Genomic DNA, 25,383 nt, shown 5'->3' with positions numbered 1-25,383 from the left:
GGTGATTTCCTCTCAGGAAATCACCATTGTCCAAATGGCAACTCGCTTTAACCCTTTTCACCCCCTATTCTGCATGCCTGCATTTATGGGGGGTTTATGGCGCGTTTTCTGTTTTGTAGTTTCGCATTAGTTCTGCTTTATCCGTCGGGTATTGATATGTATCTGGTGGGATTACCGCACATCGCCCGCGATCTGGGTGCCAGCGAAGCGCAGCTGCATATCGCGTTTTCGGCCTACCTCGCAGGAATGGCGTCGTCGATGGTCTTTGCCGGGAAGATCGCGGATAAGGCTGGCCGTCAACCCGTCGCAATAACCGGAGCCATCATCTTTGCCCTGGCCTCTCTTCTCTGCTCACAGGCACAGAACAGCACCTTGTTCCTGGCAGGACGGTTCATCCAGGGCATTGGTGCCGGCGGCTGTTACGTGGTGGCGTTTGCTATTTTGCGCGACACCTTAAGCGCCCAGCGCCGTGCTAAGGTGCTCTCCATGCTGAACGGGATAACCTGCATCATTCCGGTGCTGGCACCGGTTGTAGGCTATCTGATCATGCTGAAATTCCCGTGGCAGAGCCTGTTCTGGACCATGGCTGCAATGGGCGCCCTGGTCTTTGTGCTGTCGATCGCCGTACTGAAAGAGACCCACCCGGGCTCGCAGAATCCCAGCCATACCGCGACCATTCATCCGGCAGAGAAACTTCTCAATCGCTTTTTCCTCAGCCGTCTGGCCGTAACCACGTTAAGCGTGGCGGTGATCCTGACGTATGTAAACGTTTCCCCGGTTTTGCTGATGGAGACTATGGGTTTCGATCGCGGTGAGTATTCCACGGTAATGGCATTAACCGCTATGGTCAGTATGGCCGTCTCATTTTCTACCCCCTTCGCGCTGAATATCTTCCGCCAGCGCACGCTGATGCTGACCTCTCAAGTACTGTTTCTCGCCGCAGGTGTGGTTCTGGCAACCACCAGCTCGCATGCGCTGATGCTGGTGGGCATTACGCTCATCTGTGCCGGGTTCTCGGTTGGCTTTGGCGTGGCGATGAGTCAGGCGCTTGGCCCGTTCTCGCTGCGGGCAGGCGTGGCAAGCTCGGTGTTGGGGATCGCGCAGGTCTGCGGCTCGTCTCTGTGGATATGGCTGGCGGCGGTCATCGGACTTAACGCGCTCAATATGCTGATCGGGATTCTGATTGGCTGTAGCATAGTCTGCATCACCTTACTTATGGTCATCCAGCCCGCGGCACAGTATGAAGAAGCCCATCAGCAGTCTCGATCTTAACCTGTTGCTTTGCCTGCAGCTTTTGCTGCAGGAGCGCAGCGTCACCAAAGCCGCAAAGCGGATGAACGTGACGCCGTCGGCGGTGAGTAAATCGCTGGCCAGGCTGCGCGACTGGTTTGACGACCCGCTGTTTGTCAAAACGCCGTTAGGGCTGCTGCCCACGCCGCTGACGGTCAGCCTGGAGCAGGATTTGGCCGACTGGATGCAGATTGGCAACCAGATCCTCGATAAATCTCACCATGATTCGCCTGGCGGGCTGACGTTTGTGCTGGCCGCCGAAACGCCGCTGATGCTCATCCGCTTTAACGCCCTGCTTGAGCTGGTGAACCAGCGTTATCCGCAGGCGACGGTGAAGATGCGTCACTGGGATTACGACTCGCTGGACGCCATTACGCGCGGGGAAGTGGACGTTGGCTTCACCGGTCGCGAAACCCACCCGCGCTCGCGTGAACTGCTGAAGCTGATGCCGTGGTTTATCGACTACGAAATCCTGTTTAGCGACCGTCCATACGTCTATTTGCGTGAGGACCACCCCGCTCTGCAGGAGGAGTGGAATCTGGAGACCTTCCTGCGCTATCCCCATATCAGTATCTTCTGGGAACGGAGCGACACCTGGGCGCTGGATGAGGTGCTAAAAGAGATGGGGCGGGAGAGAAACATTGCCATGTGTTTGCCGGGCTTTGAGCAGTCGATGTTTATGGCGGCGCAGCCCGGTCATAACTATATCGCCACGGCTCCCCACTACTGTCGCCACTACAATGAACTCCACCAGCGGAAGCTGATGGCGCTTCCTATTCCCATTGACGAAGCGCAGGCTGAAAAGCTGACCGTTCCCTTCACGCTGATCTGGCATAAACGGAACAGCCATAATCCGAAAATCCTCTGGCTGCGGGAGACCATCAAGGCGTTGTACGGTGGCAGCGATCCAATTTTTGCCTAAGAAAATGTAAAGTTCGGCCTTCAGGCTTCTCTTACTCCGATTTACTGATTAAAACAGGAGCCAAGTTAAGCGATAATCATGTAACCGTTTAACCGATTACGACCATTATCAAGGAGCGAAAAATGGCAACGCACTTTGCAAGAGGGATACTTACAGAAGGACGTCTCGTATCGGCCAGACTCTCTTCAGCCTGTCACAGTGAGGCGCTCAAACTCCCCGAACACCGCAGGACGCGGTTTTTAGCCTCGAGAGCACTTCTCGCAGAACTGCTGTTTATGCTGTACGGCACCAGCGAACTGCCGGAGATCGTCACGCAACCAGAAGGCCGCCCGGTCTTTGCTGACCCGGAACTCCCCCGTTTTTCCATTGCCTATACGGGCAATATCATTGGCGTGGCGCTGACCACCGAAGGGGATTGCGGGCTGGATATGGAGCTTCAGCGTGCGACGCGGAGCTTCCACGGCGCAAGCCCGCACGATGACTACCCGCTCTCCAGTAATGAGAAGCTGTGGGTACGCAACCAGAACGACTCCGTCGAGGCCAGAGCCCAGCTCATCACCCTGCGCCAGAGTATTCGCAAGCTCTGCGGATGCGCTTCAGACGACGCCAGTCTGTTGCAATTGTTGCCCGGCTCCGGACGCCTGCGTGCCGCTAAAGCTACGCTTGTAGAGGCGCTCAGCGATGCAGAAGATGTGTTGATATGGTCTGTTGCAGTTAGCCCAGCCATCGAACGGCTAAAGATTTGGGAATTTGACAGTAAAGAGGGATGGAGTAGCCTTCCGGATGTGCCCGAGCGCGCCAACGAGCCCGCCGCACGCCTGATGCGTTTAACCAGTTTACCGGCAGAAAAAGCATTTACCCATAGCTGATCCAATCAGGGTCATCATGATGAAACAGGAGTAATCATGTCTGATACGTTGAAAGTAGTTACGTTACTGGGAAGCCTGCGCAAAGGTTCATTTAACGGAATGGTTGCCCGCACGCTGCCGCAGCTGGCCCCGGCAGGTATGGAAATTAGCGCCCTGCCATCTATTGGCGATATCCCGCTGTATGATGCAGATGTCCAGCAGGAAGAGGGGTTCCCGCAGAGCGTGGAGGCGATAGCCGAGCAGATCCGCCAGGCCGACGGTGTGGTCATTGTTACGCCGGAGTATAACTACTCGGTTCCGGGTGGCCTGAAGAACGCGATTGACTGGTTATCCCGTTTACCGGAGCAGCCGCTGTCTGGCAAACCGGTGCTGATCCAGACCAGCTCAATGGGCGCGATTGGTGGCGCACGCTGCCAGTATCACCTGCGTCAGATCCTGGTGTTCCTGGATGCGATGGTGATGAACAAGCCGGAATTTATGGGCGGTGTGATTCAAAACAAGGTCGACCCGCAGACGGGTGAAGTGGTGGATCAGAGCACGCGTGACCATCTCTCTGGCCAGCTGACCGCGTTTGGGGATTATATTAAGCGGGTGAAGGCGTAAGCCGGAGCGGCCTGATGCCCTCACCCTGGCCCTCTCCCACGTGGAGAGGGAACAAACCTGTTTATTTCGCGTCAATAAACACAATCTTCAACACAAACAGCAGCGCAACGATAATCACGCACGGGCTGAGTTCGCGGAAGCGGCCGGTACCGATCTTCATCACACAGTAAGAGATAAAGCCCAGCGCGATACCTTCGGTGATCGAGAAGCTGAACGGCATCATCACGGCGGTAATAAAGGCCGGCACCGCTTCGGTTAAATCTTCCCACTTCACGCGCGCCAGGCTCGAGGTCATCAGCACGCCCACGTAAATCAGCGCGCCGGCAGCCGCATACGGTGGAACCATACCCGCCAGCGGAGAGAGGAAGATCACCAGCAGGAACAGGATACCCACCACCACCGCCGTCAGGCCGGTACGGCCACCCACGGACACGCCGGAAGAGGATTCAATGTAAGCGGTAACAGATGAGGTGCCGATGAAAGAACCCGCCACGGAAGAGATGCTGTCCACATACAGCGCCTGCTTCATGCGCGGGAATTTGCCTTTCTCGTCAGCCAGACCCGCTTTGTCCGTCACGCCAATCAGCGTACCGGAGGAGTCAAACAGGTTGACCAGCATGAAGGAGAAGATCACGCCCGCCAGGCCCAGGTTCAGGGAACCCGCCAGGTCAACGTGACCAATCACGGTAGAGACGCTCGGCGGCGCAGAGACAATACCGCTGTAATGCACGTCACCCAGCATCCAGCCCAGCAGCGTGGTCACGATGATAGAGACCAGCACCGCAGCGTGGATGTTGCGCGACGCCAGGATCGCGATGATGAAGAAGCCCAGCACGCCCAGCAGCACGCTGTGCGAGGTCAGGTTACCGATGCTCACCAGCGTTTCCGGGTTCGCCACGATCACACCGGCGTTTTTCAGCCCCATCATGCCGATGAACAGACCGATACCGCTGGTGATACCCACGCGCAGGCTCACCGGGATATTGGCAATCATCCAGTAGCGGACGCGGAAGATGGTCAGCAGCAGCAGGCCGACCGCACCCCAGAAGATAGCGCCCATACCAACCTGCCACGGCAGGCCCATCGCCTGAACCACCACGAACGCGAAGAACGCATTCAGGCCCATAGCGGGTGCCAGCGCCACGGGCAGGTTAGCGAAAACGCCCATCAGGATGCTGCCAAGGGCCGCGATCAGACAGGTGGTAACAAAGACGGCGCTGGTGTCCATGCCAGCCACGCCCAGAATTTGCGGGTTCACAAAAACGATATAGACCATCGTCAGGAAGGTGGTGAAACCGGCGATCACTTCGGTGCGTGCCGTTGTGCCGTGCTCGCGCAGTTTGAATACGCGCTCAAGCAGACCCTGACCAGATGTCTGGGTTGTGTGTTGTTGACTCATCATCAATTTCCGAACAAGGAGGGAAAATTCGTCGCTATCCTATACCAAAATGCGACAATAGTGGCGGTTACGGGATACTTTTTTCATTGATTATGCTTATACGGCAACGATTGCGTCTCGTAAATCTGTCGTACGTAAACGTTAAACTTGTTAAAAGGGAAGGGCATGTCCGGAATTGAAGCGGTATTTTTCGACTGTGACGGTACGCTGGTAGACAGTGAGGTCATTTGTTCCCGCGCGTATGTCGCCATGTTCCAGGAATTTGGCATTACGCTCGATCTCGAAGAGGTGTTCAAACGCTTTAAGGGCGTGAAGCTGTACGAGATCATCGACATCATTAACGAAGAGCACGGGGTGGATCTGGCGAAAGCGGAGCTGGAACCGGTGTACCGCGCCGAGGTCGCACGCCTCTTTGACTCAGAACTGGAAGTTATTGCCGGGGCTAACGCGCTGCTGGATGCGATGACGGTGCCTATCTGCGTAGTTTCCAACGGTCCGGTCAGCAAAATGCAGCATTCACTGGGCAAGCTTGAAATGCTGCACCACTTTCCGGAAAAACTGTTCAGCGGCTACGATATCCAGCGCTGGAAGCCCGATCCGGCCCTGATGTTCCACGCGGCGAAAGCGATGAACGTCAACGTGGAGAACTGCATTCTGGTGGATGACTCGCCTGCGGGCGCCCAGTCGGGGATTGATGCGGGGATGGAGGTGTTTTACTTCTGTGCCGATCCGCACAACAAGCCGATCGATCATCCAAAAGTGACGACCTTTACCGATCTGGCGCAATTGCCAGAGTTGTGGAAGGCACGCGGGTGGGATATTACGCGTTAAGCTAACGTAGGGCGGGTAAGCGCCAGCGCCACCCGCCACAAACATCACTCTTTCGGATCTTTACCCGCCAGCAGCTTGTCCAGCTCGTCGCCGCCCACGTGACGGAAGTCCTGTCCCTTCACGAAGTAGAAAATATATTCGCAAATGTTCTGGCAGCGGTCGCCGATACGCTCGATTGAGCGCGCGCAGAACAGGGCCGTCAGCACGCTTGGGATGGTACGGGAATCTTCCATCATGTAGGTCATCAGCTGACGCACAATGCCTTCATACTCCTGGTCGACTTTCTTGTCTTCACGGTAGATACGCACCGCTTCGTCCAGATCCATACGCGCAAAGGCATCCAGCACGTCGTGCAGCATCTGCACGGTGTGGCGGCCCAGCGACTCCAGGCTCACCAGCAGCGGCTGATGCTGCTGGGAAAACTTCTCCAGCGCGGTGCGGCAGATTTTATCCGCCACGTCACCAATACGTTCCAGCTCGGCGATAGTTTTAATGATCGCCATTACCAGACGCAGGTCGCTCGCGGTCGGCTGACGCTTGGCGATAATACGCACGCAGGCTTCGTCGATCGCCACTTCCATCATGTTGACGTTATGGTCGCCTTCGATGACGCGCTTCGCCAGCTCGCTGTCCTGGTTATGCATTGCCGTAATCGCATCAGAAAGCTGCTGCTCGACCATGCCACCCATGGTCATCACCTGCGTGCGAATACTTTCCAGCTCTGCGTTGAACTGGCCTGAAATGTGTTTATTAAGATTGAGGTTGTCCATGGTTTCTCCACATGCACTAAGGCAAATCAACCGTAGCGGCCAGTAATATAATCTTCGGTTTGTTTCTTCGCGGGCCGGGTGAACAGCGCGTCCGTATCGCTGAACTCAATCAACTCGCCCAGGTACATAAACGCCGTGTGATCTGAGCAACGCGCAGCCTGCTGCATGTTGTGGGTCACGATAACCACGGTGTAATCCTGCTTCAGCTCGGTGATCAGCTCTTCAATACGGCCGGTTGAGATCGGGTCCAGCGCTGAGCACGGCTCATCCAGCAGCAACACTTCCGGGCGAATGGCGATACCGCGCGCAATGCACAGACGCTGCTGTTGACCACCGGAGAGAGAGTACCCGCTCTGATGAAGTTTATCTTTGGTTTCGTTCCATAATGCGGCCTTGGTCAATGCCCACTGCACGCGCTCGTCCATGTCCGCACGGGAGAGCTTCTCAAACAGGCGAACGCCAAACGCGATGTTGTCATAGATGGACATCGGGAACGGCGTCGGTTTCTGGAACACCATGCCCACTTTGGCACGCAGCAGGGCGATATCCTGGGCCTGGGTCAGAATGTTTTCGCCATCCAGGATAATTTCACCTTCAGCGCGCTGCTCCGGATAGAGCGAATACATTTTGTTAAAGGTACGCAGCAGCGTGGACTTGCCACAGCCAGACGGACCGATGAATGCCGTGACCTGGTTCTTCGCGATATCCAGGTTGATGTTCTTCAGGGCATGGAATTTGCCGTAGTAGAAGTTCAAATCACGAACCTGAATCTTACCCGGGGCAGTATCAACCATACTCATTGACTCATTTCCTCATTCGACGCCGCGAGCTGCCGCGCCGTAAAAAATTAACCGTGTTTCTTCTTCGCGAAAATGACGCGCGCCAGAATGTTCAGCAACAGTACGCAAAGGGTGATGATCAGCACCCCGGCCCAGGCCAGCTGCTGCCATTCCGCGAATGGGCTCATCGCAAATTTAAAGATCGTCACCGGCAGGTTGGCGATCGGCTGCATCATGTCCGTGCTCCAGAACTGGTTGGAGAGGGCAGTAAACAGCAGCGGTGCCGTTTCACCGGCAATACGGGCGATAGCCAGCAGGATACCGGTCATGATCCCGGAGACCGACGCTTTGAGGGTGATCGCAGAAATCATTTTCCATTTCGGCGTACCCAGCGCGTAAGCTGCTTCACGCAGGCTATCCGGCACCAGTTTCAGCATGTTTTCGGTGGTACGAATGACGATAGGCACCTGCAGCAGCGCCAGCGCAATTACGCCCGCCCAGCCAGAGAAGTGTTCCATTTGCGCGACTACGATGGTGTAAACAAACAGGCCCACGACAATCGACGGAGCGGAAAGCAGGATGTCGTTAATGAAGCGAATCACCTCTGCCAGCCAGGATTTACGCCCGTACTCGGCCAGGTAGATGCCGGCCATGATGCCCAACGGCGTACCGAAAACGGTCGCCCACAGGATCAGCAGGCCGCTGCCCGCCAGGGCGTTCGCCAGACCACCACCCGCCGTATTTGGCGGCGGCGTCATCTCGGTGAACAGCGCCAGAGACATTCCATCAATACCACGGGTGATGGTGGACATCAGGATCCAGATCAGCCAGAACAGGCCGAATGCCATCGTTGCCATGGAAAGCGTCAGCGCAATGCGGTTTTTAAAACGACGCTTCGCCTGCATTTTGCGGCGGGATTCGGCAAGCTGAGCGGTGCTTTGCATTTCGAGAGTTGCCATCAGCGTGCCCCCTCATTTTTCGCGAGACGCAGGATCATCAGCTTGGAAATCGCCAGAACAATGAAGGTGATAACGAACAGAATCAGACCCAGTTCCATCAGCGCTGCGACGTGAAGCCCGGATTCCGCTTCGGCAAATTCGTTTGCCAGCGCGGAGGTAATACTGTTACCCGGCATATAGAGTGAAGCGCTGTCGAGCTGGTAGGTGTTACCGATGATAAAGGTGACCGCCATAGTTTCACCCAGCGCGCGACCTAAGCCCAGCATTACGCCGCCGATCACCCCATTTTTGGTGAACGGAAGGACAATGCGCCAGATAACTTCCCAGGTGGTACAGCCGATGCCGTAGGCCGACTCTTTCATCATCACCGGGGTTTGTTCGAAGACATCGCGCATTACCGCCGCAATGTACGGAATAATCATGATGGCGAGGATCACACCTGCCGCCAGAATACCGATACCGAATGCCGGGCCAGAGAACAGGGCTCCCACAAACGGAACAGCGGAGAGAACATTACCTACCGGCTCCTGGAAGTACGTGGCAAACAGCGGCGCAAAGATAAACAGGCCCCACATGCCGTATACGATACTTGGGATGGCCGCCAGCAGTTCGATGGCAATACCCAGCGGGCGACGCAGCCAGCCCGGCGCCAGTTCCGTCAGGAACAGTGCAATACCGAAGCTTACCGGAACCGCAATCAGCAGGGCGATGAACGAGGTCACCAGCGTACCGTAAATCGGCACCAGCGCACCGTAGATATCGTTCGGCGCGTCCCACTCTTTGGTCCACAGGAAGGAGAAACCGAATTTCTGAATGCTCGGCCAGGAGGAGAAAATCAGAGACACGATAATGCCGCCCAGCAGCAATAGCACAATCAGCGCAGCCAGTTTGACCAGCGCGCCGAAAATCATGTCACCTTTTTTACCCGGAGGGTTAAATGCAGGCTTGGTTGCAGCCATAAATCACTCTTCTGTTAAACGCGTTTACGAAATCGGCGGGTAAGCGCAAGCGCCACCCGCCATTTTCGTCAGAATGCTAAATTAATACAATGCTTTACCGCTGCTGTCTTTCACGTTGGTTTTCCATGCAGCACGAATCTGCTCAACCACGCTGTCTGGCAGGCTGGCGTAATCCAGGTCGTTAGCCTGTTTGCCGCCGTTTTTGTATGCCCAGTCAAAGAACTTCAGCACTTCAGTACCTTGTTCTGGTTTCTTCTGATCTTTGTGAATCAGAATGAACGTTGTAGAAGTGATTGGCCACGCGTTGTCGCCTTTCTGGTTAGTCAGATCCTGTGCGAAGGATTTGCTCCAGTCAGCGCCTTTCGCTGCGTTAGCGAAGTTCTCTTCAGTTGGGCTAACCGGTTTGCCGTCAGCAGAAACCAGTTTGGTGTAAGCCAGGTTGTTCTGCTTCGCGTAAGCGTATTCTACGTAACCGATAGAGCCAGGCAGACGCTGTACGAAGGCAGCGATGCCGTCGTTACCTTTACCGCCCAGACCGGTTGGCCAGTTAACGGTAGAGCCGGAGCCGACTTTCGATTTCCACTCTTCGTTCACTTTTGCCAGGTAGCTGGTGAACACGAAGGAGGTACCAGAGCCGTCAGCACGGCGAACCACAGCGATGTTCTGCGAAGGCAGCTTAACGCCCGGGTTCAGCTTAGTGATGGCTTCGTCATCCCATTTTTTGATTTTGCCCAGGTAGATATCGCCCAGGGTTTTGCCGTCCAGCACCAGCTCGCCTGATTTCAGGCCAGGGATGTTAACGGCCAGCACAACGCCGCCGATCACGGTCGGGAACTGGAACAGGCCTTCCTGATTCAGTTTTTCATCAGACAGCGGAGCGTCGGATGCGCCGAAATCAACGGTATTCGCGGTAATTTGTTTTACGCCACCGGAGGAGCCGATACCCTGATAGTTCACCTTGTTACCGGTTTCTTTCTGGTAGGTATCCGCCCATTTGGCATACACCGGCGCAGGGAAGGTTGCACCAGCGCCAGTCAGGCTTGCTGCTGCAAAAGCAGAGAAAGCGCTCAGAGATAAGGTCGCGGCGACAACAGTTGCGACAGTGGTACGCATAACTTTCATAATGTCTCCTGCAAGGATTTCGTAAATCATTGTTTAAGTGGCTACGATGAGCAAAATAGGACAAACAGGTGACAGATAAATGTACGAAATATGACAGTTTTATGACAATCAACGCGTTTGTGTTAAGGTAATGATTTTAATACAAATAAAATCATATCCCTGTCATGATAATGTCACACTGAGATGCGTTAAGCCTGGTTCAAAGATGTGAATATGACAACGGCTGTCATAAACAGCCGTTGTTATTAATTTTGAATTTCGAAGGTCACGGTTGCCCAGGCTTCAAAGGCGCCGGGCTTCGGAATACTCCCCGTCGCGCTGGCCGGGGCAGCAGAGAAGGTGAGCGAGTTAACTTCGGCGCCCCCCTGGTTGGCTCCCATATCCATCTCCATGCTCCCCCCATTGACGTTGACGACGCGGTCCCATTTATCATAAATAACGATCCCTACGTCATCATTGCCGTTCACTTTCATCATCGTGGCGTCAGCGTCAACGGGATCGGCATGGAAAGCGGATCGGACGATGTTCTCATCCAGCATGCCGGTACATTTCACCTGTATCATCTTGCGGATTTTGCGGCTACCGACCGCCTCGCCTTTGGTGGCGGAAAACGCGCTGGCGGGAATTTTTCCAAAATCAATTTCCAGCGACTGACCCGGCGCAATCTCGCAGTTTTGCGGTACCACGATGTCTCCGGCAATTTTTATTTCGGCGAGCTTCTCGGTACTTGCCAGAGAGGACGCTTCATCGATACCGCCATAGAGCGTGGCAATCGTCGTACCCGGAACGGTAATTTTTCCAATAAAGGGCTTGTCGATCAAAAACGATATTTTTACCTGAGAGCCGGTATCAAGCGTTGCCTCTGAGCCCTCTACACTGGAGGTATAACAGTAGATACCGGACGTCACCCGATTGGGCTCCGCCTCAAAGGGAACGGCGAGATAGTCACGTCCCAGCACGTGAATAGAGGACGCAATACTGAGGTGATCGTTCAACCTGTAGTAGGTATATCCGTTTTTAACGGTATTAACGCTTAAGGGCGAACGCGCGGTGAAGTAGACGCTACGAAACGTGGTGGTGAAATGGGTCAGGCAGTTACATCCCAGTTTATACTGGGAAGGCGATTGCAGGGTCGTCAGATCGCGCACCTCGGTTCCCGCCTGGTTTTTATCTGCCGGTATTTCTGCCCCGTTAAGATTCAGATTGAAAATATAGGTGCCGCCGATGGCGAAACACACCCCGCCTTCTGTCGTCGCAGCGTGGGAAAAAGGGGTAAAAAGCAGCATGGCAACTGCTATAAAAGTGATACGTCGTTTCATCTCATTTCCCTATTGGCACACGACCGCTGTTTGAACCAGTTCAACACCCGTTGGTTTGGGGAACTGATAATGGACCTTGCAAGGTTTTGTCTTTTCACTCCCCCACTTCAGCGTGAACGTTCCCTCTTCCGGCATGCCCGAAAGATACAGTTCGCCATTCTCGCCGGTAATGCCCGACACGCTGCCCGTCGCCAGTTCGGCAGACGCCACTGCGCCAAAGGGAACCGGTTTGCCGTTGGCCTGTGTGACCTCAAAGAGCACGCGATAGCCAACGTGGGTGATAAATTCCGCCCGCACCACCGCACCTCGCGTGGGGATGACGTTAAGCACACTGTTCTCCAGCTCGACGTTCGCTTTTTCAAAATAGCCGCTCTCAATTTCCACACGGTTTTCATCGTAAGCGTTAAGCTGCGTTTGAACGGTGTAGCCTCGCCAGTCGGTTGCCGTACCGGTGCCGTTTTCCATTGCCAGACCGGCTGCACCGGGTGCTTTAATCAGCGCCACGGTTTCGCCCATCTCCTGCGAGAACGTCACTCCATCGCCATGCAGCAGGATCCCGCCGCGCGCGCCGTAGTTGAGCCGCTGGCTGTCCTGGTTGTAGTCATAGCTGCCGTTAACCGAACCATAGGTTCCGTCATATCCCACCCCCGCGCTGCTGCTGTACACACTGTCATCCGCATCCCAGGACTGCTGGAGGTTCCAGGAGAGATTACGGTTATCAAGTGCCGTACCGTTCAGGCCAAGCTGGTGCATTCCTTTTCCGCTGTTGTTCTGTGTGAGGCCGTAGCTCACATAGCTGTCCGGCAGCAATGCTGACAGCGGCACGGAGAACGACAGCATAAAAACCTGTTCGCTTTCTCGATCGTCGCTATCTGTATACTCCGCGCTCTGCGCCGTGGTGATGGAATCGCTGTAGTTCCAGGAGAGGTTCCAGGAAAGCGACCGCCAGACATTGCTGTAGCCAAGCTGAACCAGGCGTTCAACTTCGTCGGTTTTCCAGTACTGCTGGCGGCTCAGCGTGAGATAAATGTTCCCCATGCCATCGCCGAAATTCTGCGTCCAGGACCCTTCAAGCCGGCTGCGTCGGTTGCCCGTTACCCAGAAATCGCGCTGACTGTTCTGGCGTGACGCCCATTCATTGAGGGTGTAGTAGCCCTGCGTTGAGTAGCGATACCCCACCAGCCTCAGCGTGGTATCCGTCTCATCAAACCGTTTCGAATAGAGAAAACGCCAGGACTGGCCGGACTCCTCTGAGTCCTCGTCCGTAAACTGCGCACGTGCCTGGGTGATATCGACGGAAAACGCGCCAACTGCCCCCATATCTTTGCCGACCCCCACCGCTACCGAGCGATACGCTTCCGCGGCCTGCACGCCACCGTATACCGTTATCCCGGCAGGAAAGCCGTGCAGAATCTGCGCCTGAAAAACGTTGGGCTGGAATTCGCTTTGATCGCGCAGTTCACCCGCGCTGATATCGACGTCGGTCTGATCTTCACGCTTGAGGATGGCCAGCGAGGCGTAGGGCTGCGTGAAGTGTTGCTCACTACCGTCTTCTTCTTTGATGGTCACGTCCAGGTCGCCGCCGGAACTGGTGGTGTTTAAATCCTTTAGCGCAAACGGTCCCTGCGGCACGGCAGATTGGTAAATGATGTAGCCGTTCTGCCGAATAATCACCGTCGCATTGCTTTTCGCTACGCCCCGAACGACCGGCGCAAAGCCCGTCAGGCTGGAAGGAAGCATTTCATCATCGGTATACAGGCGCACGCCGCGCACCTGGGTACTGTCGAAGACATCGCTCGCGGTCCAGGTATCACCCAGCATGATCTGGCTGCGTAACGTCGCGAGGTTTCGCTGCACATAGGTGCTGATGGAATGGTAATCCGAATGACCGTCAATGATGTTTAGCGTGCTGTAATTGCGTAAACGCCACGCGCCAATGTTCGCCCCGTTTCGCAGGTTCAGATAGTAGAAATCGCTATTGTCGTCATCATCAGACTGCAACGTGCTGGAGCCGGAAAAGTCATAGTTCATCATCAACGCATTAATACCTTCATCCCAGCGGGCAGGATTGATGGTGCCGCGGGCGGTGGTATCAATGTAAATCTGCGGCAGCGTGACGTTGAGCAGCAGCTTATCGGTATCGAACGTCCATGTGGCGCCAGGGATCAGCGGGGTAGGGTCCACACAGGCGTTTTCGTCCAGGCGATCCAGCGAACCGATCGCCGCCACCTTAGCCCCGAGCTCCGCAAGCACCGTCCTGACGTGCTTAAAACAGGGATGCAGCCTATCGCCAGCCTTATCTTCAATAAAGGTGACCTCCCGGCTATCGATAAACTCATCGTTAACATGAATATCAACCTTATAAGAGCCCGCAGGTAACGTATTGGCGCGGTTAAACTGGTGGATATCAACATCCACCGGATGGTCAATTTCAAGAAGCGCAGGGTTAAAGATATCTTTTGCCAGCGTCACGCCTGAAAAGCCGAGAGATACCCCCGAGGCCAGCGCAATGAAAAAACGGAAACACCCCATATCAAACATCCCTATGTTTACAGCGTGACGTGAATTTCCTGACTGATTGCCCCAAAATCGTTAACGAAACGCCAGACCAGCGCGTGGCCGTTAATCCCTTCCGGAAGCGACAAACGCACGGTGTCAAAAGGGGGAATGATGTTTAAGGGAACGTCTTTTTTATCGACGGTGACATTCATAACGTTAATATGTAGCGGGCTCGGATTTTCAATCACGAGCTGCCGGTTTTGAACACGCCATTTAACCTTCGCCACAGCCCGTTCAGGCGTGATATTCAGGGTCGCCGGACGCCAAAAAAGTTTTATCCGCGTCTTAATCGCAATTTCGAGCGAATTGGGTTTTGAACTGGACGGCGGAATATTTTTGATGTTGAGCCAGAACAGCGATTCCCGATCGTGAGGCAGTTCGCCCTTCACTTTCATGATGCGCAATACTTTCTCCTGCCCAGCCTCCAGCCTTGAAACCGGCGGAATAACGGTAAAAGGAGGTTTATTCGACGCTGTATCGCCTTTAAAAGGATCGACCCACGTCTGTATGAGATAAGGCGTGGTCGCTTCGTTATTTTTTATGCTGATTGTCGCATCGGATTTATCGCTACTATAAACAACGCGGGTTCCGCCAATAATGACGCCAGCCGTCGACAAGGGTGTTAAAAATGAAAAAGAGAGCATGATGAACAGAGTCAACAAACGCCGTAAATACATCAGTTATCCTCACATCCTGTGGAGGAGCCTGCAAAAGGATAAAACAGGCTCCTGGCGAACAGCTGAAGATTATTTCAGGTATTCAATGGTGAACTGGGAATCCGCGTTCGCTGTACCCGGCGTAACCGTAGCCAGCGTCTGCACAAACTTCGCTTTGAAGCCCATGTCCGCTTTGCCGTCGGTGATAGCAACATAATTTGAATTGTTATACAGCGGGATCGCCGTATCATCGTTCAGGTTGAAGAGCTTGATTGCAACGCCGGTAGCCTTAACGGCTTCACCTTCGCCGGTGTAAATACCGTCAGTATCCGCTTCACCGTTAACAGGCGTGCCAATAGACAAATATCCTTTGCCGATGGTGTCTTTATCTTCTGTTCCGTCAAAACGAACTGCTGCCTGAGTATAGGTTGCAGGGCATTTCTCCAGTTTAATATGGAAATCTTTTACTGACGCCGTTGAATCAATGCCGGAGAACGTCGTTTTGGCAACGCGGCCGATATTCACTGTCTGATCGGCGGTATCAGGCGTCACTTCACACGTTGAATCAATAACCTCTCCGCGGAAATGAACCGTACCATCCGCAGCAAATGATTGTCCTGCCATTAACGCCGATGCGAGTGCAATCGCCACCGTAATTCCATTATTTTTCATGATAACTCCATTAATTAAATCAATATTGCGTTTATCATAAAGACAACGCCATCCCAAATGCGATGAAATAATATTCTTCGGGAAGAATGATCTTCAAGGGGGGAGTTTAAATTAATGGAATAATGACGAACCAGAGCTGGAATAATAATAGAGAAAAACAAATATAATATTATTTTTGCTTTATCATTAAAATTCCTTTTCAGTATACACATAAAAAGGACACATATTTTATAAACAAACCATTTTTAGGATTCCGTTAATAAAAGCTGATCGTTTAGTGATCAAAATAGAAAATACTAATGCCTGGAAGCAATCTCGTTCATTATTCACACAATTAAGTAACGAAATGCGTCAGAATAAGATGATTGATAGCAAAGAGAAAGCTGATGAGAAAAAGTAAGGAAAAAATGGCTACACGTCGTGTAGCCATTAACAGAAGGGATTATTCTACGGTGACCGATTTCGCCAGGTTACGCGGCTGGTCAACGTCGGTGCCTTTGATCAGCGCCACGTGGTAAGCCAGCAGCTGCAGCGGAACGGTGTAGAAGATCGGTGCAATCACCTCTTCAACGTGCGGCATCTCGATGATATGCATGTTGTCGCTGCTGGCGAAACCGGCATCTTTATCAGCGAAGACGTACAGCACGCCGCCGCGGGCGCGCACCTCTTCGATATTAGACTTCAGTTTTTCCAGCAGTTCGTTGTTCGGTGCGACAACAATGACCGGCATATCCGCGTCAATCAGCGCCAGCGGGCCATGCTTCAGCTCGCCTGCCGCGTAGGCTTCCGCGTGGATGTAGGAGATCTCTTTCAGCTTCAGTGCGCCTTCCAGCGCAATCGGGTACTGATCGCCACGACCCAGGAACAGGGCGTGATGTTTGTCAGAGAAATCTTCCGCCAGCGCCTCAATGCGTTTGTCCTGAGACAGCATCTGCTCAATACGGCTCGGCAGCGCCTGGAGACCGTGAACGATGTCGTGCTCAACGGAAGCATCTTCGCCTTTCAGACGCGCCAGCTTCGCCACCAGCATCAGCAGAACGGTCAGCTGAGTGGTAAACGCTTTGGTGGAGGCCACGCCGATTTCGGTACCCGCTTTGGTCATCAGCGCCAGATCGGACTCACGCACCAGGGATGAGCCCGGGACGTTACAGATGGCCAGCGAGCCCAGATAACCCAATTCCTTAGACAGACGCAGCGCTGCCAGCGTATCCGCTGTTTCGCCGGACTGGGAAAGGGTGATCATCAGGCTGTTACGACGCACCGCAGACTTGCGATAGCGGAACTCAGACGCGATTTCCACGTCGCATGGCACGCCCGCCAGGGATTCAAACCAGTAGCGAGAGACCATACCGGAGTTATATGAGGTACCGCAGGCTACGATCTGAATATGTTCAACCTTGCCGAGCAGTTCGTTGGCGTTTGCCCCCAGCTCGCTCAGATCCACCTCGCCGTGGCTGATGCGCCCGGTCAGAGTGTTTTTGATAGCGTTCGGCTGCTCGTAGATCTCTTTCTGCATGTAGTGACGGTAAGCGCCTTTGTCGCCCGCGTCGTACTGCAGGTTAGATTCGATCTCCTGACGCTTCACCTGCTCGCCTTTGGTGTCGAAGACGGTCACGCTGCGGCGCGTCACTTCCGCGATATCGCCCTCTTCCAGGAAGATAAAGCGACGGGTGACCGGCAGGAGCGCCAGCTGATCGGAGGCGATAAAGTTTTCACCCATGCCCAGACCGATAACCATCGGGCTACCGGAACGCGCGGCCAGCAGGGTAGATGGATCGCGGGAGTCCATGATCACCGTACCATACGCACCGCGCAGCTGAGGGATAGCGCGCAGCACCGCATCACGCAGCGTACCGCCCTTTGCCAGCTCCCAGTGAACCAGGTGAGCAATCACTTCGGTGTCGGTTTCAGAGACGAAGGTATAGCCGCGCGCTTTCAGTTCTTCGCGCAGCGGTTCGTGGTTTTCGATAATGCCGTTATGCACCACCACGATGTGTTCAGACACATGCGGGTGCGCGTTACCTTCAGACGGTTCGCCATGCGTCGCCCAGCGGGTGTGCGCGATACCGGTACCACCGTGCAGCGGATGTTCTTCCGCGGCCTGGGCCAGCATCTGCACTTTACCGAGACGACGCAGACGGGTCATATGCCCTTCTGCATCCACGACAGCCAGACCGGCAGAGTCGTAACCACGGTATTCCAGACGACGTAAACCTTCGAGAAGGATTTCAGCAATATCACGCTGCGCAACTGCGCCAACAATTCCACACATATTTTAGATTCCGAATTTAGGCATTATGCCTGCGTTGTCGCTGACCTGTATTTACCCTTTCCGGGCGCCCCGAGCCTTGTAGAGAGTGGGGTTATTTTTATGGGTACTGCTTGTGGGGGGAGATATATATTTATCTCCTCTCCCGGGTTTGCCTGATGACGGCTACGCCTTATCAGGCCTACTCAATCGTAGGGCGGGTAAGCGTAGCGCCAACCCGCCTTGTTGTTACTTTTTCTTCACCGGGCGTTTCCAGCCCTGCTTGTGTACCTGCGGCACGCGGCTTAACACCAGCTCGTTATCCGCTACGTCGCGCGTGACGGTCGTGCCGGCGGCAATGGTTACGCCGTTACCCACGGTAACCGGTGCCACCAGCTGCGTGTCCGAGCCCACGAACACGTCATCGCCGATGATGGTTTTAAACTTATTGGCGCCGTCATAGTTACAGGTAATGGTTCCTGCACCAATGTTCACGTTATCGCCAATCTCCGCGTCGCCCAGATAGGTTAAATGACCCGCTTTGGAGCCTTTACCCAGACGCGCTTTTTTCATTTCCACGAAGTTGCCCACGTGCGCGCCTTCCAGCAGTTCAGCACCCGGGCGCAGACGCGCAAACGGGCCGATAGTACACGCTGCTTCAAGATGAGCATCTTCCACCACGCTGTACGGGCTGATTTCGCAGTCGTCACCGATGACGCTGTTTTTAATCACGCAGCCGGCGCCAATTTTGACGCGGTTGCCCAGCGTGACGTTGCCTTCAAGAATAACGTTAGTATCGATCTCAACGTCGCGCCCGTGAGACACGGTGCCGCGCAAATCGAAACGCGCCGGATCGCGCAGCATCACGCCCGCGAGCAGCAGTTTTTCGGCCTGCTCGGACTGATAAATACGCTCAAGACGGGAAAGCTGCAGGCGGTTATTCACGCCGTCCGTTTCGCTGATGCGCGCCGGATGAACGGCGGCGATCTCACGCCCTTCGTGATACGCCATCGCAATGATGTCGGTGATGTAGTACTCACCTTGCGCGTTATTGTTGTCGAGCTGAGAGAGCCAGCGCTTCATGTCCGCGCCATTGGCAATCAGGATGCCGGTGTTGATCTCCTGAATCTTGCGCTGTTCATCACTGGCATCTTTATGTTCAACGATACCCGTTACGTTGCCGTTTTCACGCGTGATACGGCCATAGCCCGTTGGATCGTCCAGCACAACGGTCAATAAACCGATGCCGCCCTGCGGCTTGGCTGCACGCAGGCGAGTCAGCGTTTCAACGGAAATCAGCGGAACGTCGCCGTAAAGCATCAGAATATCTTCGTCATCGGCAAAGAACGGCGCAGCCTGCTGCATCGCATGACCGGTACCCAGCTGTTCAGCCTGAAGCACCCAGTTGAGCGCATCATCGCTCAGCGTCTTTTTAAGCAGATCGCCGCCGTGGCCGTAGACCAGGTGAACCTGACGGGCACCTAGTTCATTCGCTGCATCAATGACATGCTGCACCATTGGCTTTCCTGCCAGCGTGTGGAGCACTTTAGGCAGATCGGAATACATGCGGGTACCTTTGCCAGCGGCAAGGATCACCACGCTCATCGCACTGTTTGACATACGCATCCTGACGGTAGTTTGAGTGAGAAGTAAAAACGTTTGATGCCTAAAATTCTACATCTTTTTCATCATGAATTAAGGATGAAAAAAAAAGCCAGTCTGGTATCCAGACTGGCTTTTGTGCTTTTCAAGCCGGTGTTACATCGCTTTTTTGGTCAACTCGATAACGCGCAGTTTCGCGATCGCTTTGGCCAGCTCCGCAGACGCCTGAGCGTAATCCACGTCACCATGAGAGCTACTAATGTGCTCTTCAGCCTTACGCTTCGATTCCAGGGCTCGCGCTTCGTCGAGATCCTGGCCACGAATAGCGGTATCGGCCAGAACGGTCACACTGCCAGGCTGCACTTCAAGAATGCCGCCGGACAGATAGATAAACTCTTCGTGACCGAACTGTTTAACGATGCGGATCATACCAGGCTTAATGGCGGTGAGCAGCGGTGCGTGACCCGGGAAAATACCCAGTTCACCTTCACTGCCCGTTACCTGGATTTTCTCGACCAGACCAGAGAACATTTGTTGCTCTGCGCTGACGACGTCCAGGTGGTAAGTCATTGCCATATCACCCTCCGATTAAGGCGTTAAAGTTTTTTGGCTTTTTCCACGGCTTCTTCGATGGAACCAACCATGTAGAACGCCTGCTCTGGCAGGTGATCGTATTCGCCTTCCATGATGCCTTTAAAGCCACGGATGGTGTCTTTCAGGGAAACGTATTTACCCGGAGAACCGGTGAATACTTCCGCAACGAAGAACGGCTGGGACAGGAAGCGCTGGATCTTACGCGCACGTGCTACCACCAGTTTGTCTTCTTCAGACAGTTCATCCATACCCAGGATGGCGATGATGTCTTTCAGCTCCTGGTAACGCTGCAGCAGGGACTGTACGCCACGCGCGGTGTCGTAGTGTTCCTGACCAACAACCAGTGGATCCAGCTGACGGCTGGTGGAGTCCAGCGGGTCAACGGCCGGGTAGATACCCAGAGACGCGATCTGACGGCTCAGTACCACGGTTGCGTCTAAGTGCGCAAAGGTGGTTGCTGGAGATGGGTCAGTCAAGTCATCCGCAGGTACGTATACCGCCTGAACGGAGGTGATAGAACCGGTTTTGGTAGAGGTGATACGTTCCTGAAGAACACCCATCTCTTCCGCAAGCGTAGGCTGATAACCTACCGCTGAAGGCATACGACCCAGCAGTGCAGATACTTCGGTACCGGCCAGGGTGTAACGATAGATGTTATCAACGAACAGCAGAACGTCACGGCCTTCGTCACGGAATTTCTCAGCCATCGTCAGACCAGTCAGCGCAACGCGCAGACGGTTTCCTGGTGGCTCGTTCATCTGGCCGTAAACCAGGGATACTTTGTCCAGAACGTTGGAGTCGGTCATTTCGTGGTAGAAGTCGTTACCCTCACGAGTACGTTCACCTACACCCGCAAACACGGAGTAACCGGAGTGCTCGATCGCGATGTTACGGATCAGCTCCATCATGTTTACGGTTTTACCTACACCCGCACCACCGAACAGACCAACTTTACCGCCCTTCGCAAACGGACACATCAGGTCGATAACTTTGATGCCGGTTTCCAGCAGTTCCTGAGAGCTGGACAGCTCTTCGTAGGAAGGTGCCGCGCGGTGGATAGCCCAACGCTCTTCTTCGCCGATGTCGCCTTTCATGTCGATTGGCTGACCCAATACGTTCATGATACGACCCAGCGTTGCTTTACCTACCGGGACTTCGATCGGGTGCTCAAGGTCTTTAACTTCCAGACCACGACGCAGACCGTCGGAAGAACCCATGGCGATGGTACGCACGATACCGCCGCCGAGCTGCTGCTGAACTTCCAGCACCAGGCTCTCGTTACCATTCTGTACCTCAAGCGCGTCGTACACGCGTGGTACGGCGTCCTGAGGGAACTCGACGTCCACCACGGCGCCGATTACCTGGACAATCTTTCCAGTAGCCATCTTGAATCCTCTACGTAATTCGTAAACCTGGTTAAACCGCGGCGGCCCCCGAGACGATCTCGGTGAGTTCCTGAGTAATGCTGGCCTGACGAGCTTTGTTGTAAACCAACTGCAGCTCTTTAATCAGGCTGCCGCCATTATCGGTCGCGGCTTTCATCGCCACCATTCGTGCGGCCTGCTCGCTGGCCAGGTTTTCTACAACGCCCTGATAAACCTGAGATTCAACGTAACGACGCAGCAGGGTATCCAGCAGCGGTTTCGGATCGGGTTCATACAGGTAATCCCAGGCTTTCTGCTTCAGCTCGTCATCTTCTGATGCCGGTAACGGCAGCATCTGAGTGAGCGTTGGAACCTGAGACATGGTGTTAATGAATTTGTTGCTGACAACGTACAGTCTGTCCAGACGGCCTTCATCGTAGGCCTGCAACATCACTTTAACCGGGCCGATCAGTTCGGACAGGGACGGGTTATCACCCATACCGGTCACCTGAGCGACAATGTTGCCACCAACGGAGTTAAAGAAAGAGACGCCTTTAGAGCCAATCAGTGCCAGATCGCACTGAACGCCTTTATCAGACCAGCCTTTCATATCCGCCAGCAGTTTTTTGAACAGGTTAATGTTCAAGCCGCCACACAGACCACGGTCAGTCGACACCACCAGGTAGCCCACGCGCTTAACGTCGCGTTCTTCCAGGTAAGGGTGCTTATATTCCAGATTACCGTTTGCAAGGTGACCAATCACTTTGCGCATGGTCTCTGCATAAGGACGGCTGGCCGCCATGCGATCCTGCGATTTACGCATTTTGGAAGCGGCGACCATCTCCATCGCTTTAGTGATCTTTTGCGTGTTCTGGACGCTTGCGATCTTACTACGTATCTCTTTTGCGCCGGCCATGAGCTTCTCCTCAATGCCAGGCGGCTTGCCCTGAGACAAGCCGCCGGACGATTACCAGGATTGGGTTGCTTTGAAGGAATCGAGGATAGCTTTCAGCTTGCCTTCGATTTCGTCGTTATAGCCACCGGTCTGGTTGATCTCTTGCATCAGCGGAGCGTGATCACGGTCAACGTAAGCCAGCAGAGCGGCTTCAAAGCTACCGATTTTCGCCAGTTCCACATCTTCGAGGTAACCGCGTTCAGCCGCGAACAGTACCAGGCCCTGCTGAGCAACAGACATTGGAGCGTACTGTTTCTGCTTCAGCAGCTCGGTCACTTTCTGACCGTGGCTCAGCTGTTTACGGGTTGCTTCGTCCAGATCGGATGCGAACTGAGAGAACGCAGCCAGTTCACGATACTGTGCCAGCGCGGTACGGATACCACCGGACAGTTTCTTGATGATCTTGGTCTGAGCAGCACCACCCACACGGGATACGGAGATACCCGGGTTAACCGCCGGACGAATACCGGAGTTAAACAGGTTGGTTTCCAGGAAGATCTGACCATCGGTAATGGAGATTACGTTGGTCGGAACGAACGCAGAAACGTCACCCGCCTGGGTTTCAATGATCGGCAGCGCGGTCAGAGAACCTGTTTTGCCCTTCACTTCACCTTTGGTGAAGTTCTCGACGTATTCCGCGTTAACGCGGGAAGCACGCTCCAGCAGACGAGAGTGGAGGTAGAATACGTCGCCCGGGAATGCTTCACGTCCTGGTGGACGACGGAGCAGCAGGGAAACCTGACGATAAGCAACAGCCTGTTTAGACAGGTCATCGTACACGATCAGCGCATCTTCACCGCGGTCACGGAAGTATTCGCCCATTGCGCAACCGGCGTATGGCGCCAGGTATTGCAGTGCAGCAGATTCAGACGCGGTTGCTACCACAACGATGGTGTTAGACAGTGCGCCGTGCTCTTCCAGTTTACGAACCACGTTAGAAATGGTGGACGCTTTCTGGCCGATAGCCACGTACACACATTTGATGCCGGAGTCACGCTGGTTGATGATGGCGTCGATTGCCATCGCGGTTTTACCGGTCTGACGGTCACCGATGATCAGTTCACGCTGACCACGACCGATTGGGATCATGGCGTCAACGGACTTATAACCAGTCTGCACTGGCTGATCAACGGACTGACGGTCGATAACGCCTGGTGCGATAACTTCGATTGGGGAGAAGCCATCGTGCTCAACCGGACCTTTACCGTCGATTGGCGCACCCAGGGTGTTAACAACGCGACCCAGCAGGCCACGGCCAACCGGCACTTCCAGAATACGGCCAGTACACTTAACCTTCATGCCTTCGGCGAGGTCAGCGTATGGACCCATCACAACTGCACCTACGGAGTCGCGCTCCAGGTTCAGTGCGATAGCGTAACGGTTACCCGGCAGGGAAATCATCTCACCCTGCATACAATCGGCCAGGCCGTGGATGCGGATAACACCGTCACTTACAGAAACAATAGTACCTTCGTTGTGAGCTTCACTCACAACATTGAACTGAGCAATGCGCTGCTTGATCAGTTCGCTGATTTCGGTGGAATTCAGTTGCATGCTCCAGTCCCCTTAAGACTGCAAGACGTCTGCAAGGCGCTCAAGACGGCCGCGTACGCTGCCATCAATGACCATATCACCCGAGCGGATGATTACGCCTGCCATTACAGACTTATCGATTTTGCAATTCAGCTTAACTTTGCGTGACAGACGTTTTTCCATCGCGGCGGTGATTTTCGCAAGCTGTTCGTCACTCAGTTCAGTCGCGGAAGTCACTTCGACTTCTGCAGTTGCTTCACTAAGGGCACGTAAGTGCTCAAACTGCTCGAGAACATCCGGGAGCACACGGAGACGACCATTTTCTGCCATCACCTTAATCAGGTTCTGGCCGTTGGCATCCAGTTGCTCTCCGCACACGGCGATAAACGACGCGGCGAGGGTTTCAGGCGCTAACGCACCGGAAAGCAACTCGGCCATTTGTTCGTTTTTCGTCACCTCAGCGGCAAACGCCAGCATATTCTGCCAGCGATCGACATTTTGGTGTTCGACAGCAAAGTCAAAAGCTGCTTTGGCGTAGGGGCGAGCTACCGTAACAAATTCAGACATCAGCCCCTCCCTCCTTACAGTTCAGCGACAAGTTTGTCCACGATGTCGCTGTTAGCAGCTTCATCCACGGAACGTTCGATGATCTTCTCGGCGCCAGCAACAGCCAGAATCGCAACCTGCTTACGCAGTTCTTCACGAGCACGTTTACGCTCAGCTTCAATTTCAGCCTGAGCCTGTGTCACGATCTTAGTACGTTCCTGTTCTGCTTCAGCTTTGGCTTCGTCCAGGATCTGAGAACGGCGCTTGTTAGCCTGTTCAATGATTACCTGAGCTTCAGCTTTCGCTTTTTTCAGCTGGTCTGTCGCGTTGGCCTGTGCAAGGTCCAAATCTTTCTTAGCGCGTTCTGCGGAAGCCAGACCGTCAGCAATTTCTTTCTGACGTTTTTCGATGGCAGCCATTAAAGGCGGCCATACATACTTCATGCAGAACCAGACAAAGAGAATAAACGCGATGGCCTGGCCGAGGATTGTTGCGTTCATGTTCACAGCACAATACCTCTTAAATTTCTGTGGCTTGGGGTTTTAAAACAACTACTACGCGACAGCAAACATCACGTACAGACCCAGACCTACAGCGATCATTGGGATAGCATCCACCAGACCCATAACGATAAAGAACTGAGTACGCAGCAGAGGAATCAGATCAGGTTGACGCGCTGCGCCTTCCAGGAATTTACCTCCGAGGATGCCGATACCGATCGCAGCACCGATAGCCGCCAGACCCATCATCACAGCGGCAGCCATGTACAGCAGATCCATATTCAGGTTTTCCATGACAGTCTCCAGTTTGTTTCAATTAAAACGTAGTAGTG

The 25,383-nt window shown here is 54.1% G+C and carries 24 protein-coding genes; 5 read left to right on the top strand and 19 right to left on the bottom strand.

The annotated features are described in order from the left end of the window. The first annotated feature begins 96 nt into the window (after positions 1-96). From ACTJI7_RS18180 to ACTJI7_RS18165, 4 genes are all read left to right on the top strand, one after another. Positions 97-1,272 carry an MFS transporter gene (locus ACTJI7_RS18180; protein WP_045260851.1) on the top strand — a complete coding sequence of 392 codons (1,176 nt, stop codon included), beginning with the start codon at positions 97-99 and terminating at the stop codon, positions 1,270-1,272. Next, entirely contained in the window at positions 1,241-2,212 is a 972-nt protein-coding gene (yidZ, locus tag ACTJI7_RS18175) for an HTH-type transcriptional regulator YidZ (RefSeq protein WP_440670524.1), read from the top strand. The genes ACTJI7_RS18180 and yidZ overlap by 32 nt, the downstream gene beginning before the upstream one ends. A 122-nt stretch (positions 2,213-2,334) precedes the next feature. Continuing rightward, positions 2,335-3,081, top strand: a complete 747-nt coding sequence (locus ACTJI7_RS18170) for a 4'-phosphopantetheinyl transferase family protein (protein WP_047366738.1) — start codon at positions 2,335-2,337, stop codon at positions 3,079-3,081. Between the two features lie 36 nt (positions 3,082-3,117). After that, positions 3,118-3,684 carry an NADPH-dependent FMN reductase gene (locus tag ACTJI7_RS18165; protein ID WP_003861147.1) on the top strand — a complete coding sequence of 189 codons (567 nt, stop codon included), beginning with the start codon at positions 3,118-3,120 and terminating at the stop codon, positions 3,682-3,684. Positions 3,685-3,745: 61 nt separating this feature from the next. Here the strand turns inward: ACTJI7_RS18165 and adeP are convergent, their stop codons facing one another. After that, positions 3,746-5,083, bottom strand: a complete 1,338-nt coding sequence (gene adeP / locus ACTJI7_RS18160) for an adenine permease AdeP (RefSeq protein WP_145965165.1) — start codon at positions 5,081-5,083, stop codon at positions 3,746-3,748. 165 nt (positions 5,084-5,248) lie between these two features. Between adeP and yieH the strand changes: the two genes are divergently transcribed. Next, on the top strand, positions 5,249-5,914 hold the full coding sequence (gene yieH / locus ACTJI7_RS18155; RefSeq protein WP_045630884.1) for a 6-phosphogluconate phosphatase: 666 nt from the start codon (positions 5,249-5,251) through the stop codon (positions 5,912-5,914). 44 nt (positions 5,915-5,958) lie between these two features. On the opposite strand, the gene phoU is transcribed toward yieH, so the two are convergent. From phoU to atpE, 18 genes are all read right to left on the bottom strand, one after another. After that, entirely contained in the window at positions 5,959-6,684 is a 726-nt protein-coding gene (gene phoU, locus ACTJI7_RS18150; RefSeq protein ID WP_003861153.1) for a phosphate signaling complex protein PhoU, read from the bottom strand. A 26-nt stretch (positions 6,685-6,710) separates the two neighbouring features. Then, positions 6,711-7,484, bottom strand: coding sequence for a phosphate ABC transporter ATP-binding protein PstB (gene pstB, locus ACTJI7_RS18145; RefSeq protein ID WP_010426574.1), 774 nt, complete (start codon positions 7,482-7,484; stop codon positions 6,711-6,713). A gap of 47 nt (positions 7,485-7,531) precedes the next feature. Further along, on the bottom strand, positions 7,532-8,422 hold the full coding sequence (pstA, locus tag ACTJI7_RS18140; RefSeq protein ID WP_014881893.1) for a phosphate ABC transporter permease PstA: 891 nt from the start codon (positions 8,420-8,422) through the stop codon (positions 7,532-7,534). Next, positions 8,422-9,381: a phosphate ABC transporter permease PstC gene (gene pstC / locus ACTJI7_RS18135; RefSeq protein WP_028014924.1), complete on the bottom strand. Its 960-nt coding sequence runs from the start codon at positions 9,379-9,381 to the stop codon at positions 8,422-8,424. The genes pstA and pstC overlap by 1 nt, the downstream gene beginning before the upstream one ends. Before the next feature lie 81 nt (positions 9,382-9,462). After that, positions 9,463-10,503, bottom strand: a complete 1,041-nt coding sequence (pstS, locus tag ACTJI7_RS18130; RefSeq protein ID WP_028014923.1) for a phosphate ABC transporter substrate-binding protein PstS — start codon at positions 10,501-10,503, stop codon at positions 9,463-9,465. A gap of 245 nt (positions 10,504-10,748) precedes the next feature. Next, a complete protein-coding gene (stgD, locus tag ACTJI7_RS18125; protein ID WP_052954293.1) occupies positions 10,749-11,822 on the bottom strand; it encodes a fimbrial protein StgD in 1,074 nt (357 codons plus the stop codon). A 9-nt stretch (positions 11,823-11,831) separates the two neighbouring features. Beyond that, positions 11,832-14,354 (bottom strand): fimbria/pilus outer membrane usher protein, encoded by a 2,523-nt coding sequence (locus ACTJI7_RS18120; RefSeq protein WP_063155256.1) that lies wholly within the window; start codon positions 14,352-14,354, stop codon positions 11,832-11,834. 17 nt (positions 14,355-14,371) lie between these two features. Then, positions 14,372-15,058, bottom strand: coding sequence for a fimbrial chaperone (locus ACTJI7_RS18115; protein ID WP_063155247.1), 687 nt, complete (start codon positions 15,056-15,058; stop codon positions 14,372-14,374). Positions 15,059-15,127: 69 nt separating this feature from the next. Then, on the bottom strand, positions 15,128-15,709 hold the full coding sequence (locus ACTJI7_RS18110) for a chaperone-usher fimbrial major subunit (protein ID WP_063155248.1): 582 nt from the start codon (positions 15,707-15,709) through the stop codon (positions 15,128-15,130). Between the two features lie 442 nt (positions 15,710-16,151). Then, positions 16,152-17,981: a glutamine--fructose-6-phosphate transaminase (isomerizing) gene (gene glmS, locus ACTJI7_RS18105; RefSeq protein ID WP_047366743.1), complete on the bottom strand. Its 1,830-nt coding sequence runs from the start codon at positions 17,979-17,981 to the stop codon at positions 16,152-16,154. Between the two features lie 225 nt (positions 17,982-18,206). After that, a complete protein-coding gene (glmU, locus tag ACTJI7_RS18100; protein ID WP_045631290.1) occupies positions 18,207-19,577 on the bottom strand; it encodes a bifunctional UDP-N-acetylglucosamine diphosphorylase/glucosamine-1-phosphate N-acetyltransferase GlmU in 1,371 nt (456 codons plus the stop codon). A gap of 138 nt (positions 19,578-19,715) precedes the next feature. Then, positions 19,716-20,135 (bottom strand): F0F1 ATP synthase subunit epsilon, encoded by a 420-nt coding sequence (locus ACTJI7_RS18095; protein WP_006177560.1) that lies wholly within the window; start codon positions 20,133-20,135, stop codon positions 19,716-19,718. A 20-nt stretch (positions 20,136-20,155) separates the two neighbouring features. Further along, on the bottom strand, positions 20,156-21,538 hold the full coding sequence (gene atpD / locus ACTJI7_RS18090) for a F0F1 ATP synthase subunit beta (protein WP_003862362.1): 1,383 nt from the start codon (positions 21,536-21,538) through the stop codon (positions 20,156-20,158). 31 nt (positions 21,539-21,569) lie between these two features. Further along, positions 21,570-22,433, bottom strand: a complete 864-nt coding sequence (gene atpG, locus ACTJI7_RS18085; protein ID WP_003862364.1) for a F0F1 ATP synthase subunit gamma — start codon at positions 22,431-22,433, stop codon at positions 21,570-21,572. A 51-nt stretch (positions 22,434-22,484) separates the two neighbouring features. After that, complete coding sequence (gene atpA, locus ACTJI7_RS18080; protein WP_003862367.1) at positions 22,485-24,026, bottom strand: F0F1 ATP synthase subunit alpha; 1,542 nt, start codon at positions 24,024-24,026, stop codon at positions 22,485-22,487. A 12-nt stretch (positions 24,027-24,038) separates the two neighbouring features. Beyond that, positions 24,039-24,572 (bottom strand): F0F1 ATP synthase subunit delta, encoded by a 534-nt coding sequence (atpH, locus tag ACTJI7_RS18075; RefSeq protein ID WP_003862369.1) that lies wholly within the window; start codon positions 24,570-24,572, stop codon positions 24,039-24,041. Positions 24,573-24,586: 14 nt separating this feature from the next. Beyond that, a complete protein-coding gene (gene atpF, locus ACTJI7_RS18070) occupies positions 24,587-25,057 on the bottom strand; it encodes a F0F1 ATP synthase subunit B (protein WP_003862370.1) in 471 nt (156 codons plus the stop codon). A gap of 48 nt (positions 25,058-25,105) precedes the next feature. Then, on the bottom strand, positions 25,106-25,345 hold the full coding sequence (gene atpE / locus ACTJI7_RS18065; protein ID WP_000429386.1) for a F0F1 ATP synthase subunit C: 240 nt from the start codon (positions 25,343-25,345) through the stop codon (positions 25,106-25,108). Positions 25,346-25,383 lie beyond the last annotated feature (38 nt).

It is taken from the genome of Enterobacter sp. 22499, from assembly GCF_052044815.1.
Lineage (GTDB): Bacteria > Pseudomonadota > Gammaproteobacteria > Enterobacterales > Enterobacteriaceae > Enterobacter > Enterobacter bugandensis.
The sequence above is the reverse complement of the archived record's forward strand: the minus strand, read 5'-3'. Positions and strand labels throughout refer to the sequence as shown.

Excerpts from the sequence above, each read along its gene's own strand:
- ACTJI7_RS18180 (WP_045260851.1), top strand. The coding sequence starts at position 97 with ATGGCGCGTTTTCTGTTTTGTAGTTTCGCATTAGTTCTGCTTTATCCG.
- yidZ (WP_440670524.1), top strand. The coding sequence starts at position 1,241 with ATGAAGAAGCCCATCAGCAGTCTCGATCTTAACCTGTTGCTTTGCCTG.
- ACTJI7_RS18170 (WP_047366738.1), top strand. The coding sequence starts at position 2,335 with ATGGCAACGCACTTTGCAAGAGGGATACTTACAGAAGGACGTCTCGTA.
- ACTJI7_RS18165 (WP_003861147.1), top strand. The coding sequence starts at position 3,118 with ATGTCTGATACGTTGAAAGTAGTTACGTTACTGGGAAGCCTGCGCAAA.
- adeP (WP_145965165.1), bottom strand. The coding sequence starts at position 5,083 with ATGAGTCAACAACACACAACCCAGACATCTGGTCAGGGTCTGCTTGAG.
- yieH (WP_045630884.1), top strand. The coding sequence starts at position 5,249 with ATGTCCGGAATTGAAGCGGTATTTTTCGACTGTGACGGTACGCTGGTA.
- phoU (WP_003861153.1), bottom strand. The coding sequence starts at position 6,684 with ATGGACAACCTCAATCTTAATAAACACATTTCAGGCCAGTTCAACGCA.
- pstB (WP_010426574.1), bottom strand. The coding sequence starts at position 7,484 with ATGAGTATGGTTGATACTGCCCCGGGTAAGATTCAGGTTCGTGATTTG.
- pstA (WP_014881893.1), bottom strand. The coding sequence starts at position 8,422 with ATGGCAACTCTCGAAATGCAAAGCACCGCTCAGCTTGCCGAATCCCGC.
- pstC (WP_028014924.1), bottom strand. The coding sequence starts at position 9,381 with ATGGCTGCAACCAAGCCTGCATTTAACCCTCCGGGTAAAAAAGGTGAC.
- pstS (WP_028014923.1), bottom strand. The coding sequence starts at position 10,503 with ATGAAAGTTATGCGTACCACTGTCGCAACTGTTGTCGCCGCGACCTTA.
- stgD (WP_052954293.1), bottom strand. The coding sequence starts at position 11,822 with ATGAAACGACGTATCACTTTTATAGCAGTTGCCATGCTGCTTTTTACC.
- ACTJI7_RS18120 (WP_063155256.1), bottom strand. The coding sequence starts at position 14,354 with ATGGGGTGTTTCCGTTTTTTCATTGCGCTGGCCTCGGGGGTATCTCTC.
- ACTJI7_RS18115 (WP_063155247.1), bottom strand. The coding sequence starts at position 15,058 with ATGTATTTACGGCGTTTGTTGACTCTGTTCATCATGCTCTCTTTTTCA.
- ACTJI7_RS18110 (WP_063155248.1), bottom strand. The coding sequence starts at position 15,709 with ATGAAAAATAATGGAATTACGGTGGCGATTGCACTCGCATCGGCGTTA.
- glmS (WP_047366743.1), bottom strand. The coding sequence starts at position 17,981 with ATGTGTGGAATTGTTGGCGCAGTTGCGCAGCGTGATATTGCTGAAATC.
- glmU (WP_045631290.1), bottom strand. The coding sequence starts at position 19,577 with ATGTCAAACAGTGCGATGAGCGTGGTGATCCTTGCCGCTGGCAAAGGT.
- ACTJI7_RS18095 (WP_006177560.1), bottom strand. The coding sequence starts at position 20,135 with ATGGCAATGACTTACCACCTGGACGTCGTCAGCGCAGAGCAACAAATG.
- atpD (WP_003862362.1), bottom strand. The coding sequence starts at position 21,538 with ATGGCTACTGGAAAGATTGTCCAGGTAATCGGCGCCGTGGTGGACGTC.
- atpG (WP_003862364.1), bottom strand. The coding sequence starts at position 22,433 with ATGGCCGGCGCAAAAGAGATACGTAGTAAGATCGCAAGCGTCCAGAAC.
- atpA (WP_003862367.1), bottom strand. The coding sequence starts at position 24,026 with ATGCAACTGAATTCCACCGAAATCAGCGAACTGATCAAGCAGCGCATT.
- atpH (WP_003862369.1), bottom strand. The coding sequence starts at position 24,572 with ATGTCTGAATTTGTTACGGTAGCTCGCCCCTACGCCAAAGCAGCTTTT.
- atpE (WP_000429386.1), bottom strand. The coding sequence starts at position 25,345 with ATGGAAAACCTGAATATGGATCTGCTGTACATGGCTGCCGCTGTGATG.